Source organism: Pseudomonas sp. W17, from assembly GCF_040268305.1.
Classification (GTDB): Bacteria; Pseudomonadota; Gammaproteobacteria; order Pseudomonadales; family Pseudomonadaceae; genus Aquipseudomonas; species Aquipseudomonas protegens.
This window is the reverse complement of sequence record NZ_CP158490.1, coordinates 4372422-4387814: the sequence shown is the minus strand read 5'-3', so window position 1 is coordinate 4387814 and position 15393 is coordinate 4372422. Positions and strand designations below refer to the sequence as shown.

Below are 15393 nucleotides of genomic sequence, written 5' to 3'. Positions count from 1 at the left end.
CTCACTTAAGGCAAGGGTGCAGGTCGAGTGGACGGCGCGGCGGCTGCCGGCCCCTGGAGCCGGCCCGGCTGGCCGGCTTGAGCCTGTTCGCGGTGCTGGGCCGCGGGCGGCGGGTACATCTCCTTGAGCGACGGCCAGCCGAAACGATCGGGGCTGCCGAGGCTGTCGGGGTCGACATCCTGGCGCTGCCACCAGCCGCCCCCCAGGGCCTGGAACAGCGCCGTGGTGTCGCTGTAGCGGGCGGCCTGGGCCCGCACCCGGCTGACAATCGCGTTCTGGTAGGTCTGCTGCGCAGTCAGCAGGTTCAGGTAGCCCACCGCGCCCAGGCGGTACTGGGCCTGGGCCAGGTCCAGGCTCTGGCGCGCGGCGGTCTCGGCCAGCACTTGCTGTTGCAGGGCCTCGGCGTCGGCCTGCAGGGCACGCAGGGCATTGGCTACGTCCTGGAAGGCGGTGATCACCGTGCCGCGATAGCGCGCTGCGGCCTGCTCATAGCCGGCCACCGCGGCTCGCTTGCGATGCTCCAGGGCGCCGGCGTCGAACAGCGGCTGGGCGATGGAGCCGGCCAGGCTCCAGACCCCGGTGCCGGAGGAAAACAGTTTGGTGCCCGCCAGCGCCGTGGACCCCAGGGAACCGGTAATGCTGAACTGCGGCAACTGGTTGGCGATGGCCACGCCGATATCGGCGCTGGCCTGATGCAACTGGGCCTCGGCGGAACGCACGTCGGGCCGCTGCTCGACGATGGCCGAAGGCAGGCTCAGGGGCAGTTCCTCGGGCAGGTGCAGGGAGGCCAGCTGGAAGTGTTCGCCACGGTCCTGGCTGGGGAAGCGACCCAGGTAGGCCTGCAACTGGTTGCGGGTCTGGGCCAGCTGTTTCTGCAAGGGCGGCAGGGTGGCGCGGGTCTGGGCCAGGGTCGCTTGCTGGGTCAGCAGATCGCTGTCGCCGATGGCACCCAGTCGACGCTGGGCCTGCAGCAGGTCGAGCTGGTCGCTCTGCAGGCGAATCACGGTTTCGGTGGCGGCGATCTGGTCACGGATCGAGGCCAGGCTGATGGCGGTGTTCACCAGGTTGGCGGTGAGGGTCAGGTAGGTCGCCTCCAGCTGGTAGCGCTGGTAGTCGGCCTGGGCACCGCTGGCCTCGATCTGCCGGCGGGTGCCGCCAAACACGTCGGGGGCGTAGGACACACTCAGGGACGCCGAGTTGACCGTGAAGATCTGCGCCGCAGAGCCCCCGGCCGCTGCCGCACCGCCGCTGGAGCCCAGGGCGCTGGCGGCGGACACCTTCTCGCGGGTTTTCGAGGCCGAGGCGCTGAGGGAGGGAAACAGCGACGCCTGTTCGGCGTACAGCAGTTCATTGGCCTGGCGCAGCGCGGCCTGGGCGGCGTCGATATCCGGGTTGGCCTGCAGCGCTTCCTGCACCAGGGCATCGAGTTGCGGCGAGCGGAACAGCGTCCACCACTGCCCGGGAATGTCCATGCCGTTCACCAGTCGCTGCGCCGCGCCACCGGCGGCGACCCCCGCCGTGACGGTGCCGGGCGGCAGGGGCGTGGCGCTGTAGCCGGCGTCCCGGCTCAGTTCCGGGCGGCTGAAATCCGGCCCCACGGCGCAGCTGGCGAGGGCTGCGATGCAGATCAGGTTCAGGGACGAGCGGGCAAGCAACAGAAGAGACAGGTGCCCAGAGGATTTTCGACCGGTACCTTCGTCCCTGTGAGGACGCCGGCCGCCAGTGGCTACAGGCAGCAGCTGTGGCTTGTTCATATTCTCTCTAATTGAGCAATCAGTGAGTGAGTTCAACAGGAATATGGAGAGCGGCGCGGCGGCAGGGCAGGCGCCCCCCTCAAGCGCTGGGCTGCGTGAGGTGTAGTGAACGTTAATGGATGAGTCGGCTAACCGCCAATAGATGAAATCTTGTGCCGGAAGGTGATCGGTGGGGCTTGGGCTATCCCATTTGCCGCGGGGAGCGGCAAATGGGTATTGCGTGCTGGAGCAGGTGTCTGGGTCAAGCTACCAGTGATCGAACAGCTGTTTGACCTGCATCGGTGCAGTACAGCGCAGCAGGGCCTGGCGAAACCGCGGGTTGGTAAACAGCCGGGCGGTGTCGGCCAGCAGGTCCAGGTGCTGCTGATCGGCGGGAGTGGGCACCAGCAGCACCAGGATATCGCTGACCGGCTGCTGGTCCGGGGCGGCAAAGGCCATGGCGGTCTGCGGCCGCAGGTACAGCGCATGAATGCGATCGAGCTCGGCGAGCCGCGCGTGGGGCACCGCCACCCCTTCACCGATGGCGGTACTGGCGGCCAGCTCCCGGCGCCACAGGCTGGCGGCCACCCACTCCGCCGGCAGTTGCCGGGTCTCTTGCAGGTGTTGGCCGACCTGCTCGAACAGGCGCTGCTTGTTCGTGACATTGACCGCCAGGAGGATGTCTTCGACCTGCAGATAGCGGGCGACTTTGCTCATGGGCTTCTCCGGGGATGACAGGGTGCTTTCTTCAGGTTCGCGCCATGCACTATTCAAGCGTATTTGCAGAGCAAAGGGAGCCATGGGCAGGCAGTCTTTACGAACTCTTTAGGCGGGTGCCTCCTTGGAGAATGCAAGCCTGGCCAAGCCTCGATCCGGCAAGTGTTGCGATGACGGTCGTTACCGGTAGCTTTGGGTCACCTGCAGCCCGGCGTCAGTCCGACGCCGGGCTGGCGACTTCAGCGTGCCGCCCAGGCGTTGAAGCGCTGTTCCAGTTGCTCGCCATGGTCGGCCCAGAACAGCGCATCAACCGGAACCTGTTGCGCGAGGTTCTGCGGCGCGGTGGGCAGTTCGGCTATACGCGCCTTGTCGAGCAGATCCATGGCGGCGAGGTTGGCCGCGCCGTAATCGATATGCTCGGAGAACAGCTTCTGCTGCCCCGGTGAGACGGAGAAACTGATGAATTGGTAAGCCTTGGCTTTTTGCGAGGCTCCACGCGGGATGGCCCAAGAGTCGAATTCGTAGAGACCACCGGACCAGACAATGTCCAGGCCGTATTTTTTGCGCTGCTCAGCCGAGAGGCGGCCGTTGTACACCGAGGTCATCACCACGTCCCCGGCTGCCAGGTATTGGGGCGGTTGGGCACCGGCTTCCCACCATTGAAGGTGGGGCTTGATCTCATCCAGCTTGGCGAACGCACGGTCCTGGCCTGCCTTGGTGGCGAGTACCGAATAGAGGTCATGAGACTCGACACCATCGGCAATCAACGCGAACTCCAAGGTCGACTTGGCCAGCTTGCGCAGGCCTCGTTTGCCGGGGAATCTCTCCACATCCCAGAAATCCTTCCAGCCGGTGGGCGCTCGCGCCAGCTTGTTGGTGTTGTAGGCCAGGACTGTTGAATAGACCAGGAAACCAATCCCGCAGGGCTGGATTGCACCGGGTACGAACTCTGTGCTGTCGAGGCCGAGTTGAACAGGGTCCAGTGTTTCGAACATCCCCTCATCGCACCCTCTGGCTAATTCGGCGGACTCAACTTCAACGACGTCCCAGGAGACGCTGCCGGTGTCGACCATCGCCTTGACCTTGGCCATTTCGCCGTTGTATTCGCCAGCGATGATTTTGCCGCCGTTGCTGCGTTGCCATGGCTGGTAGAAGGCCTTCACTTGAGCGTCCTTGTTGGCGCCACCGAAGGAAACAATGGTGAGGTCGGCTGCAAGCCCAAGGGGGGTGATTATCAAGCCTGTTACCAGGGCGCTGAACTTCAGGATGCTGATCATTATTATTATCTCCTACGCTACAAGGATGTCTTCGAGACATTCCGGCACGCCGGGATCGTTCCGACTGCGTTGCTCAGAACACCGGGGCGACTGTCGCGAAGCCGCACAACCAGAGCTCAGGCTGGATCGGGGGCCAGCGTTGTTGCTCCACCTGCCAACATGGCATGGGGGGGCATGATCTGAATACCTGGCAATCCTGATCCTTGGATCGCCCAGGACTAAACTATTGCGGCAGCGCGTGCCCTTGGCCGAGCAATGGTCGGCGCGCTGGCGGTCATCCAAACCGACGGTCCAGTTTCACGCTCGCTGCAGCCTCGGGTGTCAACCGTCGACCACAGCCGCCTGGCTCGATGGCCTAGCGTGCGGCCCAGGCGGTGAAGCGTTCCTCCAGCTCATGCCCATGTTCGATCCAGAACTCGCTGTCGACTTTCAACGCGACGGCCATGTTCTGTGGCGCGGTGGGAAAGTTGCGCTGGGTTTCGGCTGCGACCAGTGCCAGCGTCTGCCTGTGAGTCGGGCCGTTGTGCATGATTTCGGCGAACTGTTTCTGTTGCGCCGGCAAGCTGGCAAAAGCGATGAACTTCAACGCCGCCGGCACATTCGGGCTGCCCTTGACGATGCCCCAGCTGTCCAGGTCGTAGAGGTTGCCTTCCCACACCAGCGGGAAGTCATAGCCGGCCTGTTGCGCACTGATGGCGCGGGCGGTGTAGACCGAGGTCATGCTGACATCCCCGGCTGCCAGCCACTGCAAGGGCTGAGCCCCTGATTCCCACCACTGGATCTGTTGCTTGATCTGGTCCAGCTTGCGAAACGCGCGGTCTACGCCATCGGCTTTACGCAGCACCTTGTACACCTGGTCACGGGGCACGCCGTCGGCCATCAGGGCGATCTCCAGGGTCAGCTTGGCGCCTTTGTGCAGGGCTCGCTTTCCGGGAAAGGTCTTCAGGTCCCAAAGGTCGGCCCAGCCGGTCGGGGGCTTGGGCACAGCCTTGGGGTTGTAGACCAGGGCAGTGGACCAGATGAATATGCCTACTCCACATTCACTCAGGGCACCCTCGATAAAGTCGCTTTGGGTCACGCCAGGCATGGCCGGCAGCCGTTCGAACAACCCTTCGTCGCAGCCGCGCTGTATTTCGGCATGATCCACTTCGACCACATCCCAGCCGACACTCCCGGTCTCGACCATGGCCTTGATCATGCCGATTTCGCCGTTGTACTCGCCGGCCCGAACGCTAATCGAGTGTTGCCGCTCGAAGGGGGCGTAGAACGCCTGCTGCTGGGCTTGCTTGTTCAGCCCACCGACGGAAACCACGGTCAGGCTGTCGGCCTGGGCCGCGTGGCAGAGCAGCGCCAGGGCCAGGGTACTGAGAGCGATTTTAAGCATGGCTGGTCTTCCTTCTTGTTGTTGTTTTAAAGATCGCGAGGGCCATCCTAGCCAGCACGGCTGCAGCTCATGAGGAATAAAAGGCGCGCTCAACGGGAGTTTTTTTCCCACGGCGTTGCACAGACGTCGCCCCGGTGCCAGCAGGCTGGGTAAGATCCAGAGACTGGCGCAACCCTGTACCGGGCACTGTGCCCGGACCATCGTCGCAGTGCGCCCAGGAGCCCAGACATGAACAACTTCACGGACTATCGCCTGCCTTCCCTGGATGCTCTGCTGGCCTTCCAGGCGGTCGCGCAGTTGCAGAGTTTCGAGCGCGCGGCCGATGCCCTGGCACTCACCGGGAGCGCCTTGCGCAAGCGTGTTGCAGGCCTGGAGCAACTGCTGGGCGTATCGTTGTTCGAGCGCCTGGGCGGCAGTGTGGTGCTGACCGTGCAGGGGCAGGTCTACCTGGAGCAGGTCAGCCCGATCCTCGCGCAGTTGCTGGCAATCCCCGGGCATCAGCGGCCCGTGCAGCGCAAGCAGCACCTGACGGTCAGTTGCCCGCCGACCTTCGCCCGACAGGTCCTTATCCCGCGTCTGCAGGAGCACAGCCTGGCCTGCCCCGACGTCGACCTGCAGATCCAGCTCAGTGCGCCCATGGGCAGTGTCGATGGCAGTGCTTGCGATGTGCTGATCAGTGGCGACAGCGCCGAGGTTGCGCCAGGCCAGCGGCTGCTCGACGAGCAACTGCAGCCCATGGCTGCGCCGGCCTTGCTGGCGCGTTTCCCGGACCTGGACCCGGTGCGGGATTTCGCCCGCTTGCCCTTGTTGCGTTCACCTCTGGAGCCCTGGCGGCCCTGGTTCATGCAAGCCGGCCTGGAACTCGTCGAACCGCGGCAGGGCCCGGCGCTGCTGGACCTGGGAATGATGCTTGAGGCGGCGGCCAAGGCTCAGGGCGTGGTCCTGGCGCGGCCCTCACTGGCACAGGCGTGGCTGGCCGATGGGCAGCTGGTGGCGATTGGCGAGGTGCGCAGCGAGCCCTCATTTCACTATCAACTGCGGGTTCGGCAGGCATCGCCGGCGGCGCAAGCCTTCAGCACCTGGTTGACCCGGGTCTGTCATGAAACCGTGCTTGAGGCGCAGGCACGCTTGAAGCATTCGCTGTAGGAAAGTTACGCCCGATAAGCGCGAAATTTTTTCCCGGTCACGCTTCGGACAGGCCGTTAATCTCGTGCTGAACCTCAATCGGGAGCGGGCCAATGCCCATCATCACCTGTATCGAAGACTTGCGTGTAATGGCCCAGCGGCGGGTGCCGCGAATGTTCTATGACTATGTCGATGGCGGCTCCTGGACCGAGAGCACCTACCAGGCCAATCAGGCCGACTTCAGTGCGATCAAGCTGCGCCAGCGGGTGGCGCGCAACATCGAGCATCGTTCGCTCAGCGCTCGCAGAATGGACATCGACATGGCCATGCCGCTGGCCATTGCGCCCACTGGCCTGGCGGGGATGATCCACGCCGACGGCGAGATCCTTGCTGCCCGCGCCGCCGCCGCTGCGGGCATTCGCTACACCTTGTCGACGGTCAGCATTTGCTCCCTTGAGGACATCGCCCGCGCCACCGCCGCACCTTTCTGGTTCCAGCTTTACGTCATGCGTGACCGCGGGTTCGTCGCCAGCCTTATCGACCGGGCCAAGGCCGCTGGTTGTGATGCCCTGGTCCTGACCCTTGATCTGCAGTTGAGCGGCCAGCGCCACAAGGATCTGAAAAACGGCCTGAGTATTCCACCGCGACTGAACCCCTCCAGCCTGTTGAACATCCTCGGCAAACCGGGCTGGATCAAAGGGATGTTGAGCACCCGCCGTCACCACTTCGGCAACATCATGGGGCATGTGAAAGGCGTGGATGACATGCGCCAACTGGCCGACTGGACCTACCAGCAGTTCGACCCGTGCCTGAGCTGGGACGACATTCAATGGATCAAGGAACGCTGGGGCGGCAGGTTGATCCTCAAGGGCATCCTGGATGTGGAGGATGCCCGCCTGGCGGCCGACAGCGGCGCCGATGGCCTGATTGTCAGCAACCATGGCGGACGCCAGCTGGACGGTGCGCCCTCCAGCATCAGCATGCTGCCGGCGATCGTCGAGGCGGTCGGCGAGCGGATCGAAGTCTGGCTCGACAGCGGTATCCGCAGCGGGCAGGACGTGATCAAGTCCCTGGCGCTGGGCGCCCAGGGGGTCATGCTCGGGCGCGCGCACCTGTATGGCCTGGGGGCGATGGGTGAGGCAGGAGTGGCCAAGGCCCTGGAGATCATCGCCAGAGAAATGGACCTGACCCTGGCCCTGTGTGGGCACACCGATGTGCAGCATCTGGATCACAGCATTCTGTTGCCGGGCAGCTACCCTCTGCCCTAGGCAGTGCGGCTCGCAGTCTGGCATGCAGCCGCCTCGGCCAACCTCTCATAGGGCCTCCAGGAAAGCCTTCAGTGCCTTCAGTTCGCTCCGGTCCAGCTTCAATACCTTCAATTGCGCCGACGTCACGGGAAACAGCGGGTCTTGCAGTTGCCCCTCCTTGGGTACGGGCCTGGGCATGCCTGCGTTGTAGAACAACAGCACCTGATCGAGGCTGCTGGCCAGCCCGTTGTGAAACCAGGGGCCGGTATGGCTCACCAGCCGCAGTGAAGGTGTGCGCATGCGCCCGACATCCTGCGCCAGCCCGGTGACTTCATAGCGCCCGAGGTCTTCGCGCAGGCGCCCATAGAAGGTCAGGCCTGCATTGTGGAAGCGGTCGTCCTGCATCGCCGGGCCGAAGTGGCAGTTCATGCAGCGTGCCTTGGTGCGAAACAGGTGCAGCCCCTGCAATTGCTGGTCGCTGAGCGCCTTCGCCTGCCCCCGTAGAAAACGCTCGAAGGGGGTGCGTTGGGCAACCCGCAGCAGGCCACGCTGATAAGTCGCCAATGCCGCCGCCACCTGCTCGGCACCCAGCGCCTGTCCGGGAAATACCTGGGCGAACTGTGCCGGGTAGTCCGTGGTGTCACGCAGCCGGGCCACCAGTTCTGCGACACTGAAGGCCATCTCCTTGGGGTCGACGACCGGCATCAGGGCCTGCATCTCCAGGCTGTCGGCGCGCCCGTCCCAGAACAGCTTCTTGGCCAGGCCGCTGGCCACCAGGCTCGGTGCATTGCGCCGGCCCGCGGCACGGTCATGCCCGAACGAGACCCGACGCCCATCGGCGAACCCCAGGTCCGGTTCATGGCAGGAGGCGCAGGCAATCTGCCCCGAACGCGACAGGCGCGGGTCGAAGAACAGCTGGCGGCCCAGATCGGCCTTCTGCTGCGTGTAGGGGTTGTACGCCGGGGACGGCGCCCGCTCGGGCAAGGGGCCCAGCTCTTGCCAGGCCACGCCGGCATCCACCTGCGGCGCCGGCCACTGCGCGGGGGGCCGGCTGTATAACTCGCGCAGGCAAGACGGTTCGCTCGTGGCGCAGGCCAGCACGTGCTGCGGGCCAATCACCAGCACCATGCCGAGCATGACCTGCAGACTCTTCAGGGGCCGGCGCATTTCAGAACGCGTATCCGACTTCGAGCCAGTACTGGCGGCCCACCTCATAGGTCGAGACCGAGTTGCTGTTGACCGTCTGGTTGGCATTGACCGACTTCTTGTCGAGCACGTTGAACACGTCGACATTGATGAACACGTTCTGGTCCCTGGCGGTGGGAATACGCCAGCCCAGGCGCGTGTCCCAGGTCAGCGCCGCCTGGAATTTCTGTTCCTCCCAGACATCCACCGAGGTGCCCATGTAGTCCACATTGCGCCCCGTGTCGCCAATGCGCTTGTAGCCGGCGCGGTAGCGCCAGAAGTTGCTCCACTGCAGATTGGCCTGGGGGATCTCGGTGATGGTCGTCAGGCGGGCCGTCCAGGGCCGGTTGAAGTTGCTGGCCGGACGGTCGTCATAATTGATGAAGCTGCCCTGGTACTGGATGACGCTGTTCTGGTAGTACAGGTTCTCGGCGGCGACGTAGGTCGGTGCGGAGGCCTTGCTGTCGGTCCAGTTGAGCGCCAGTTGCCCCCCGGTCTGGGTGCCCAGCAGTGTCCAGCGCTGCAACGGTGTCACCGTCAGGGTGTAGGTGTCGGTCTCGCTCTTGCCGTCGTTGGTGTAGGTGGTGTAGTTGCTCGCCAGCGTCGGGTCCGTGGAGGGCTCGCCCAAGGTCTTGCCGGACACCTGCACCACCTGGTCGCGCCCCTTGCGATTGACATACTTGAGGGCATATTCGACCCCGGCCCATTGCTGCACCACGCCCAGCATCAGCTCGTCGTCGTAGGGGATGTCCAGCTGATTGAAGCGCACCTGGTTGGCCGCGTTGGATTTGACCACCCAGGGTTTGTCCAGGCTGTCGCGGGTTTCGTTGAAGCGCAGGCGGTTGCGTCCGTCTTGCAGCTGCCAGCTGCTGACACTGCGTCCGTAGTAACGGTTGACGCCGGCATTGAGCAAGGTGGTGCGGTCACCGAACAGGTCATATTCCAGGGAAAAGCGCGGCGCCCAGGTGGTCTTGTCCATGTAGTCGTCGCTGTCCACGCGCACGCCCGGGCGCAAGGTCAGTTGGCCGAGGGTGATCTCGTCCTGCAGCCAGCTGCCCCAGGAGGTGGTGGTGAAGTCGAATTCGCCGGTGGCGTAGCGGGTACGGCTCTTCATGTACTGGCCCGCCCAGCCGTTCAGGGTCCGGCCCATGTTGCAGGCGACGCTGTCGGTAACCCCGGCGCTGTTGGTGCAGGTTGTGGTCGCCGCGGGGGCAACATAGGTGCTGCTGTCGGTCAGGCGCTCGTAGCGCACGTACTGGCGAGAGAATTCCAGGCCGGTCTGCGGGCGGTGAGTCATGCCCAGCCAGTCGACGCTGCGCCAGTCGGCATTGAGCTTGTACTGCCAGGTACGTTGTTGCTGCTCGATATCACCCCAACCGCCTTCAAGGGTATTGGAGGTGGCCTTGTTGCCGATGCCCCAGTCCTTGGTGGCCGACTTGCGCCAGGTCCAGTAATCGGCAGAGTCCGATTGGCGGCTCTGTTCCTGGCCGCTCCACGCCAGGTTCTGTTCGACGCGCGCCAGGTCGCCATCCCAGACGGTGCGCAGGTTCACTTGGGTGCCGCCGGCCTTGTTGTCATAACCCGAGTTGGCCACGTTGGCACGGAAGTAGTGACTCTCCTCGGGGGCATGGGTCACGCTGGTCTCAACAGTGAGTTGATCGCTGGCTTTCCATACCGACTTGAGGAAGTAGTTGTCGATGCGCCGTTGCTGCTTCTCCTCGTGAAAGCCCATCTCCTCGACATTGTTGTAGGAGTAGAAACCCAGGGGGATGGTCGAGCGCTTCTGGCTGAAGCTGCCAAGCAGGCCGAAATTGTCGGTCAGGTGGCCCTGCAGCGTGCCACGAACGGTGACCTTGTCGAACTTGGGCTGCTCGTCGGGAGAGCCCGAGTTTTCCATGCGCTGTTCTTCGCTTTCGTCGACGTGATATTGGGTCCAGGCGGAACGGGTGGTCTGCACCGAGAATTTGCCGTGCAGCGCCTGGGTCGGTGCACGGGTCTGTGCATCGATGACGCCACCGTTGAAGCCGCCATAGGCCGCTGGCACGTTGCTGTCCAGGACCGTGATGTTCTCCAGCAGGTCGGTGTCCAGTGCCAGGCCCTGGCTGCGCCCCGGTACCGCGTCCAGCAATTGCACCCGGTCTTCGGCCGGATCGATGTCATTGTTCATGTTGATGCCATCGACCAGGAAGGCGTTCTGGTAGAACTGCGCCCCGTTGATGCTGATGTTGGCCGGGCCGATTTCGCCAGGGGTCTTGCTGCTCAGCTGAGCGTCGTCGAACTGCACGTTGGGATGGCTGCGCAACAGGCTGGTGATGTCGCCATTGCCCGCCGGCATTGCTTCGATCGTCGCGCGGTCCACTCGGGTTTCACCCTGGGGCAGCGACAACTCGCCAGGCACCTTGGTATTGCCCAGGCGGACCGGGTCGGTACGCGGGCGAGTCGCCCGTTGCACCATCAGCGCGTCGTCACCGATGTAGATCCACTCCAGCTGGCTGCCCTTGAGCAGTTTCGCCAGCGCCTGCTCGGCGCTCAGTTCGCCCTGCACCGCCGGAGCGTTCAGGTTGAGCAGCAGTTGGCTCTCGACGCTGATCTGCAGGCCGGTCTGCTGTGCCAGCGCCATCAGAGCCGTGCTTAACGGCTGGCGTGCGATGTCGATGCTATGCCGTGTCCGATGGTCACTGGCCAAGGCCGGCAGGGACACCGCCAGCCCCACTGACAGCCACAACAGCCGCGCACTGCGTCGGCAACCCTGAAGTCCCTGTTGGGGGAAAATGGACATGCTCTGGTGAACTCCCCGTTCAGTGCGAACAATACGCACATGCTAATGAGAATAATTATGATTAGCTCAGCGGGGCAATAAACGAACGGCGATCGAGAACTTCCAGAAAATTTTGAAATTTATTGTTTTGCCGGCACTTGCGGCTCTTTGCTGATCAGCGTGAGGTAGGGGCCCCATTGCCGCAGATGCCCGCCCAGCGGAGCGATCGCCAGTTGCAGCGCGCTGACTGGCGAGCGCAGGTTCAGCGAAGCGGTGATGCGCCGCTCGCCCAGAGCAGGGTCCGTCAATAGCAGTACACCGGGGTAATAGTCCTGCAGCGCTTCAACCACCTCGGAGAGTGGCCGGTCATTGACCAGCAACTGCCACTGGCGCCAGGGGGCAACCTGGCCAGGCAATAGCCGACCGCGCTGCGGCGGGCCCTGGTCCAGGCCAAGGCGAAGGCTATCGCCCGGGCCCAGGGCCGGCACCGCGAGTTCGCCGCGCCCATCGCGAACCTGGACAGCGCCGCTCTGTACGGCTACCACCACGGCGGTGTGGCTGAGGTCCACGTCGAACGCGGTCCCTATGACCCTGACCTTGATGTCCGCAGCCTGCACCGTGAACGGGCGCGAGGCATCGTGGCTGACCTCGAAGAACGCCTGCCCCCTGAGCAGGGTGACCGCCCGCGTACCGGGTTCGAAGTCCACTCGAATAGCGCTGTCGCTGCCCAGCTCAATACGGCTGCCGTCACTCAAGAGCACTTGTCGGTGCTCGCCGGCTGGACTGGTATGGGCGGTCGGTGGTGTCGGCCCGGCCAGCAACAGCAGGCAGGCCGCCAGTGCAAGCGCCTTCAGTGCCCGCCGCGGCCTGTTGCGCCGAGCCCGGAGCGGGGTGGGCAAAGGCTGGGGCAGGGGCGGCTCCAGCGGCTCCAGGCCGCCACTGAGCAACCAGACTTTCTTGGCCTTGCGCCAGGCGGCAGCATGGCGCTCATCAGCGGCCAGCCAGCGCGCATGGGCCTGTTGCAGTAAGGCGTCATCCGGCGCGGCGTGGCATTGCAGCAGCCAATCCATCGCCGCCTGCCACACGGGGTCGTCCTTCAGTGAACCGGATACAGGTTGAGGCAAGGGGGTATCAGTCATCGGCCAGGTGCTCCGCACAGTGGGTCAGTGCGTCACGCACCAGCTGGTGCGCCAAGCTGGTGGAGATCTTCAGCTCAGCGGCAATTTCCTGGAAGGTCAGGTGTTGCAGGCGGTGCATGTGGAAGGCCCGGCGCGTGCGCTCCGGCAGCAGTGCCAGCGCATCTTGCAGCAGGCGCAACTGGTCGCTGTGCAGCGCCTGATGCTCCGGTGATGGCGTACTCGAGGGCAGCTCGTTCAGCAGATCGGCGCCATCGGGATGACGATTTTCCAGGGTCGAGCGCCGCAGCAGGTCAAAGGACAGGTTGCGCACGATGCGGTACAGGTAGCCCACCGGGTTGCTCGGCTGGGCGGCGCTATCGGCCTGGCCGCAGAAGCGCAGCCAGGCCTCCTGGACCACTTCTTCGGCTTGAGCCCGACAACCGACAATGGGCGCCGAATAGTCGACCAGCGCGGTACGGTGGGAAAGGTAGAGCTCGAGTTTATCGCTGAGATAAGACACGGCGGCGATCATTCAAGGCGGGATCAGACGAGGGGGCGGGATTCTATCCTTTATTGCAAATGATTATCAAATGCATTTTGTGAGCCTCAATCAGCACCGCCTGGGCAAGCCTCGCGCTGGGATGGCCTGGCTTCAAGGGCCTAAGGCATTCGAAAAAAACGTACTACAAGGGCTTTCTCATTGGGCACAAACCCAATAGTGATTATTCATTTCCTGGCGTGGGTGTCGGATCGACTTCAGAGGAGGAGGAGGAGGAGGAGGAGGAGGAGGAGGAGGAGGGAAACTACAAATAGCTGTCGCGGGCGCTTGGCCGATCGGGCTGGTTGTTCGCTGGGGCGCTGCGCAGCGAGCCACTGAGGTCGAGCTGCTGCCACATCAAGGGGCACCTGGATCAGTGACCCTTCCCGGCAAAAGATCACATGAGCCGGGCTATTCGTGCTTGAGGACGCTTTCTGCTCTATTGCTCCCTAGACCCCGGTACTGGCCTGCATGGAAGACCAGCGGTTCTGCGCCGCTGTAGCGGTATTGTTCGATCTCGCCAATGAAGATCAGGTGGTCACCGCCCTCGTACTGGGTGACGTTGCGGCACACCAGCACTGCCACCACATCGTCCAGCACCGGGGCTCCCGCCTTGCCATAGGAATGAGCTACACCAGCGAACTTGTCGGCTGCTGCCCGTGCGAACTGCTCCGACAGGTGGTGCTGGTGCGCGCCCAGTACGTTGATGGCGAAGTGGCTCGCCGAGCAAAAGGCCTTCAGGCTCGGTGCCGTGCGTGCCAGGCTCCAGAGCACCAGCGCCGGTGACAGCGACAGTGAGGAGAACGAGTTGGCCGTCACACCGACGTTGCGGCCGTCTGCGGTGCGGGTGGTGATCACGGTCACACCGGTAGCAAACTGCCCCAGCACGTTGCGCAGTTCACGGGCATCGCGGACATCGCGGCCCTCGGCATCGAGCAAATCGTGAACTTTGGTTTCGGTGGCAGCAATCATGGTGAGCTCTCCCCTCAAGCTGGCTCAGGCGGCCTGTTGGCTCATTGCGCGTGTTTGCATGCGCAGCGTGAATCGAACCAGCGGTGCGGTCAGCGCCGTCGTCACCAGCGCGAACACCACGAGGATCGTGTAGACCTTTGGCGGAAGAATCTGCATCTGCAGGCCGATTGACAGGACGATTAGCTCCATCAACCCGCGCGTATTCATCAACGAGCTCACCAGCATCGCATCGTGTGGCGCCAGCCCAGTGCCACGCGCGCCCAGATAGCTGCCGCCGAACTTGCCGATGAATCCGCCCACGAGGAATACCCCGCACCACATCCATGATGCCGCGTCGTCTATCGTGCCGACCGACGCATGCAGCCCCGCACACGCGAAGAACACCGGCATCAGTACAAGCTTGACGAAACCTTCGACGTTATCGCGCCACTCCTTCGCGACGCCGGGCACGCGCCGCACGAATAGCGCCGCCGCAAGTGCGCCAAATGCACTATGGAATCCGATCAGCGACGTCGCGAGTGCCGAGGCTATTACAAAGCAGAGCAACACGGCCAAGCGGTCGCGCGTTGCATGCGCAGTCGAGGCGAGCCGCGCAAGCACCGGTCGCACCACAAAGCGCACCAGGAGCGCGCATAGCACCAGGTACACGAGCAGGCTGACGAGCATGTGCGCAAATGCCCAGCCAGGCCCGCTCGATAGCGAGGCAATCGTTGCCAGCAGCATCCAGCCGAGCGCATCCGTCAGCATCGCGGCAGACATTGCGTGCCGTGCGCCGACCATGGCGCCGAGCGCCAGGTCGTCGATGATGCGCGCCATCACCGGCACCGCTGATACCGCAAGCGCGACACCGCAAAAGAGTATGTAGGGCAGCGCCGGCACGTCGCTGGCGAGCGTATCTTTCGAGACGATGGCGACGATCATGCCGATCGCGGCCGGCGCGATGAGCCCGCCCGCCGCGATCGCGACAGGTATGCGCCAGCGCTTGCCGCGCAGCGTCTCGCTCAACTCCATATGCAGACCGATCTGAAACATCAGCAGTATCAGGCCGACTTCGCCGACTTGCGCCATGGCTGACAGCGTACGTGGGCCGAACAACAGGTCGTAGAAACTCGGTGCGATCACGCCGAACAGCGAAGGCCCCAACAGCAGGCCGGCCGCGATCTCGCCGACCACCGCGCACTGGCCGAGCCGTTCGGCAAGGCGGCCGCAGAGGTTGCAGAGCGCGATCACCAGCACGAGTTGCAACAGCCAGATGGTCATCAATACCTCGCAAAGAGCGACACCGACACCAAGCGGGTGGCCGCGAGCCCAAGCGGGCCCGCCGCGCCGTACGCCGTGA

General features: G+C 64.0%; 12 protein-coding genes. 2 read left to right on the top strand and 10 right to left on the bottom strand.

Features of this window, described 5'->3' with window-relative positions; genetic code table 11:
* Positions 1 to 5 precede the first annotated feature (5 nt).
* From ABCR88_RS20120 to ABCR88_RS20105, 4 genes are all read right to left on the bottom strand, one after another.
* Positions 6 to 1754: an efflux transporter outer membrane subunit gene (locus tag ABCR88_RS20120; RefSeq protein WP_325984883.1), complete on the bottom strand. Its 1749-nt coding sequence runs from the start codon at positions 1752 to 1754 to the stop codon at positions 6 to 8.
* Between the two features lie 246 nt (positions 1755 to 2000).
* The gene (locus ABCR88_RS20115; RefSeq protein ID WP_350022891.1) at positions 2001 to 2450 is read right to left on the bottom strand and encodes a PTS sugar transporter subunit IIA; all 450 of its coding nucleotides are present in this window, start codon (positions 2448 to 2450) and stop codon (positions 2001 to 2003) included.
* A gap of 239 nt (positions 2451 to 2689) precedes the next feature.
* On the bottom strand, positions 2690 to 3727 hold the full coding sequence (locus ABCR88_RS20110) for an ABC transporter substrate-binding protein (protein WP_041118851.1): 1038 nt from the start codon (positions 3725 to 3727) through the stop codon (positions 2690 to 2692).
* Positions 3728 to 4082: 355 nt separating this feature from the next.
* Positions 4083 to 5111, bottom strand: a complete 1029-nt coding sequence (locus tag ABCR88_RS20105; RefSeq protein ID WP_325984881.1) for an ABC transporter substrate-binding protein — start codon at positions 5109 to 5111, stop codon at positions 4083 to 4085.
* Positions 5112 to 5339: 228 nt separating this feature from the next.
* On the opposite strand from ABCR88_RS20105, the gene ABCR88_RS20100 reads away from it, so the two are divergent.
* Both ABCR88_RS20100 and ABCR88_RS20095 read left to right on the top strand, forming a co-directional pair.
* Entirely contained in the window at positions 5340 to 6257 is a 918-nt protein-coding gene (locus ABCR88_RS20100) for a LysR substrate-binding domain-containing protein (protein ID WP_041118849.1), read from the top strand.
* A 92-nt stretch (positions 6258 to 6349) separates the two neighbouring features.
* Positions 6350 to 7504 carry an alpha-hydroxy acid oxidase gene (locus tag ABCR88_RS20095; RefSeq protein WP_041118848.1) on the top strand — a complete coding sequence of 385 codons (1155 nt, stop codon included), beginning with the start codon at positions 6350 to 6352 and terminating at the stop codon, positions 7502 to 7504.
* Between the two features lie 45 nt (positions 7505 to 7549).
* Here the strand turns inward: ABCR88_RS20095 and ABCR88_RS20090 are convergent, their stop codons facing one another.
* The 6 genes from ABCR88_RS20090 to ABCR88_RS20065 all read right to left on the bottom strand — a co-directional run bounded on the left by ABCR88_RS20090 (position 7550) and on the right by ABCR88_RS20065 (position 15314).
* A complete protein-coding gene (locus ABCR88_RS20090) occupies positions 7550 to 8650 on the bottom strand; it encodes a cytochrome c peroxidase (RefSeq protein ID WP_350403236.1) in 1101 nt (366 codons plus the stop codon).
* A gap of 1 nt (position 8651) precedes the next feature.
* Entirely contained in the window at positions 8652 to 11447 is a 2796-nt protein-coding gene (locus ABCR88_RS20085) for a TonB-dependent receptor (protein ID WP_350403235.1), read from the bottom strand.
* Between the two features lie 119 nt (positions 11448 to 11566).
* On the bottom strand, positions 11567 to 12565 hold the full coding sequence (locus ABCR88_RS20080; protein WP_350403233.1) for a FecR domain-containing protein: 999 nt from the start codon (positions 12563 to 12565) through the stop codon (positions 11567 to 11569).
* The gene (locus tag ABCR88_RS20075; RefSeq protein WP_123724263.1) at positions 12558 to 13076 is read right to left on the bottom strand and encodes a sigma-70 family RNA polymerase sigma factor; all 519 of its coding nucleotides are present in this window, start codon (positions 13074 to 13076) and stop codon (positions 12558 to 12560) included. Before ABCR88_RS20075 ends, ABCR88_RS20080 begins: the two co-directional genes overlap by 8 nt.
* Before the next feature lie 417 nt (positions 13077 to 13493).
* The gene (locus tag ABCR88_RS20070) at positions 13494 to 14054 is read right to left on the bottom strand and encodes a flavin reductase family protein (protein ID WP_015636044.1); all 561 of its coding nucleotides are present in this window, start codon (positions 14052 to 14054) and stop codon (positions 13494 to 13496) included.
* A gap of 24 nt (positions 14055 to 14078) precedes the next feature.
* On the bottom strand, positions 14079 to 15314 hold the full coding sequence (locus ABCR88_RS20065) for a cation:proton antiporter (RefSeq protein WP_019094363.1): 1236 nt from the start codon (positions 15312 to 15314) through the stop codon (positions 14079 to 14081).
* Positions 15315 to 15393: the final 79 nt, after the last annotated feature.

Bases quoted from the DNA above. Each gene is read 5' to 3' on its own strand.
- ABCR88_RS20100 (WP_041118849.1), top strand. From the start codon at position 5,340: ATGAACAACTTCACGGACTATCGCCTGCCTTCCCTGGATGCTCTGCTG.
- ABCR88_RS20070 (WP_015636044.1), bottom strand. From the start codon at position 14,054: ATGATTGCTGCCACCGAAACCAAAGTTCACGATTTGCTCGATGCCGAG.
- ABCR88_RS20105 (WP_325984881.1), bottom strand. From the start codon at position 5,111: ATGCTTAAAATCGCTCTCAGTACCCTGGCCCTGGCGCTGCTCTGCCAC.
- ABCR88_RS20095 (WP_041118848.1), top strand. From the start codon at position 6,350: ATGCCCATCATCACCTGTATCGAAGACTTGCGTGTAATGGCCCAGCGG.
- ABCR88_RS20080 (WP_350403233.1), bottom strand. From the start codon at position 12,565: ATGACTGATACCCCCTTGCCTCAACCTGTATCCGGTTCACTGAAGGAC.
- ABCR88_RS20115 (WP_350022891.1), bottom strand. From the start codon at position 2,450: ATGAGCAAAGTCGCCCGCTATCTGCAGGTCGAAGACATCCTCCTGGCG.
- ABCR88_RS20090 (WP_350403236.1), bottom strand. From the start codon at position 8,650: ATGCGCCGGCCCCTGAAGAGTCTGCAGGTCATGCTCGGCATGGTGCTG.
- ABCR88_RS20075 (WP_123724263.1), bottom strand. From the start codon at position 13,076: ATGATCGCCGCCGTGTCTTATCTCAGCGATAAACTCGAGCTCTACCTT.
- ABCR88_RS20085 (WP_350403235.1), bottom strand. From the start codon at position 11,447: ATGTCCATTTTCCCCCAACAGGGACTTCAGGGTTGCCGACGCAGTGCG.
- ABCR88_RS20065 (WP_019094363.1), bottom strand. From the start codon at position 15,314: ATGACCATCTGGCTGTTGCAACTCGTGCTGGTGATCGCGCTCTGCAAC.
- ABCR88_RS20110 (WP_041118851.1), bottom strand. From the start codon at position 3,727: ATGATCAGCATCCTGAAGTTCAGCGCCCTGGTAACAGGCTTGATAATC.
- ABCR88_RS20120 (WP_325984883.1), bottom strand. From the start codon at position 1,754: ATGAACAAGCCACAGCTGCTGCCTGTAGCCACTGGCGGCCGGCGTCCT.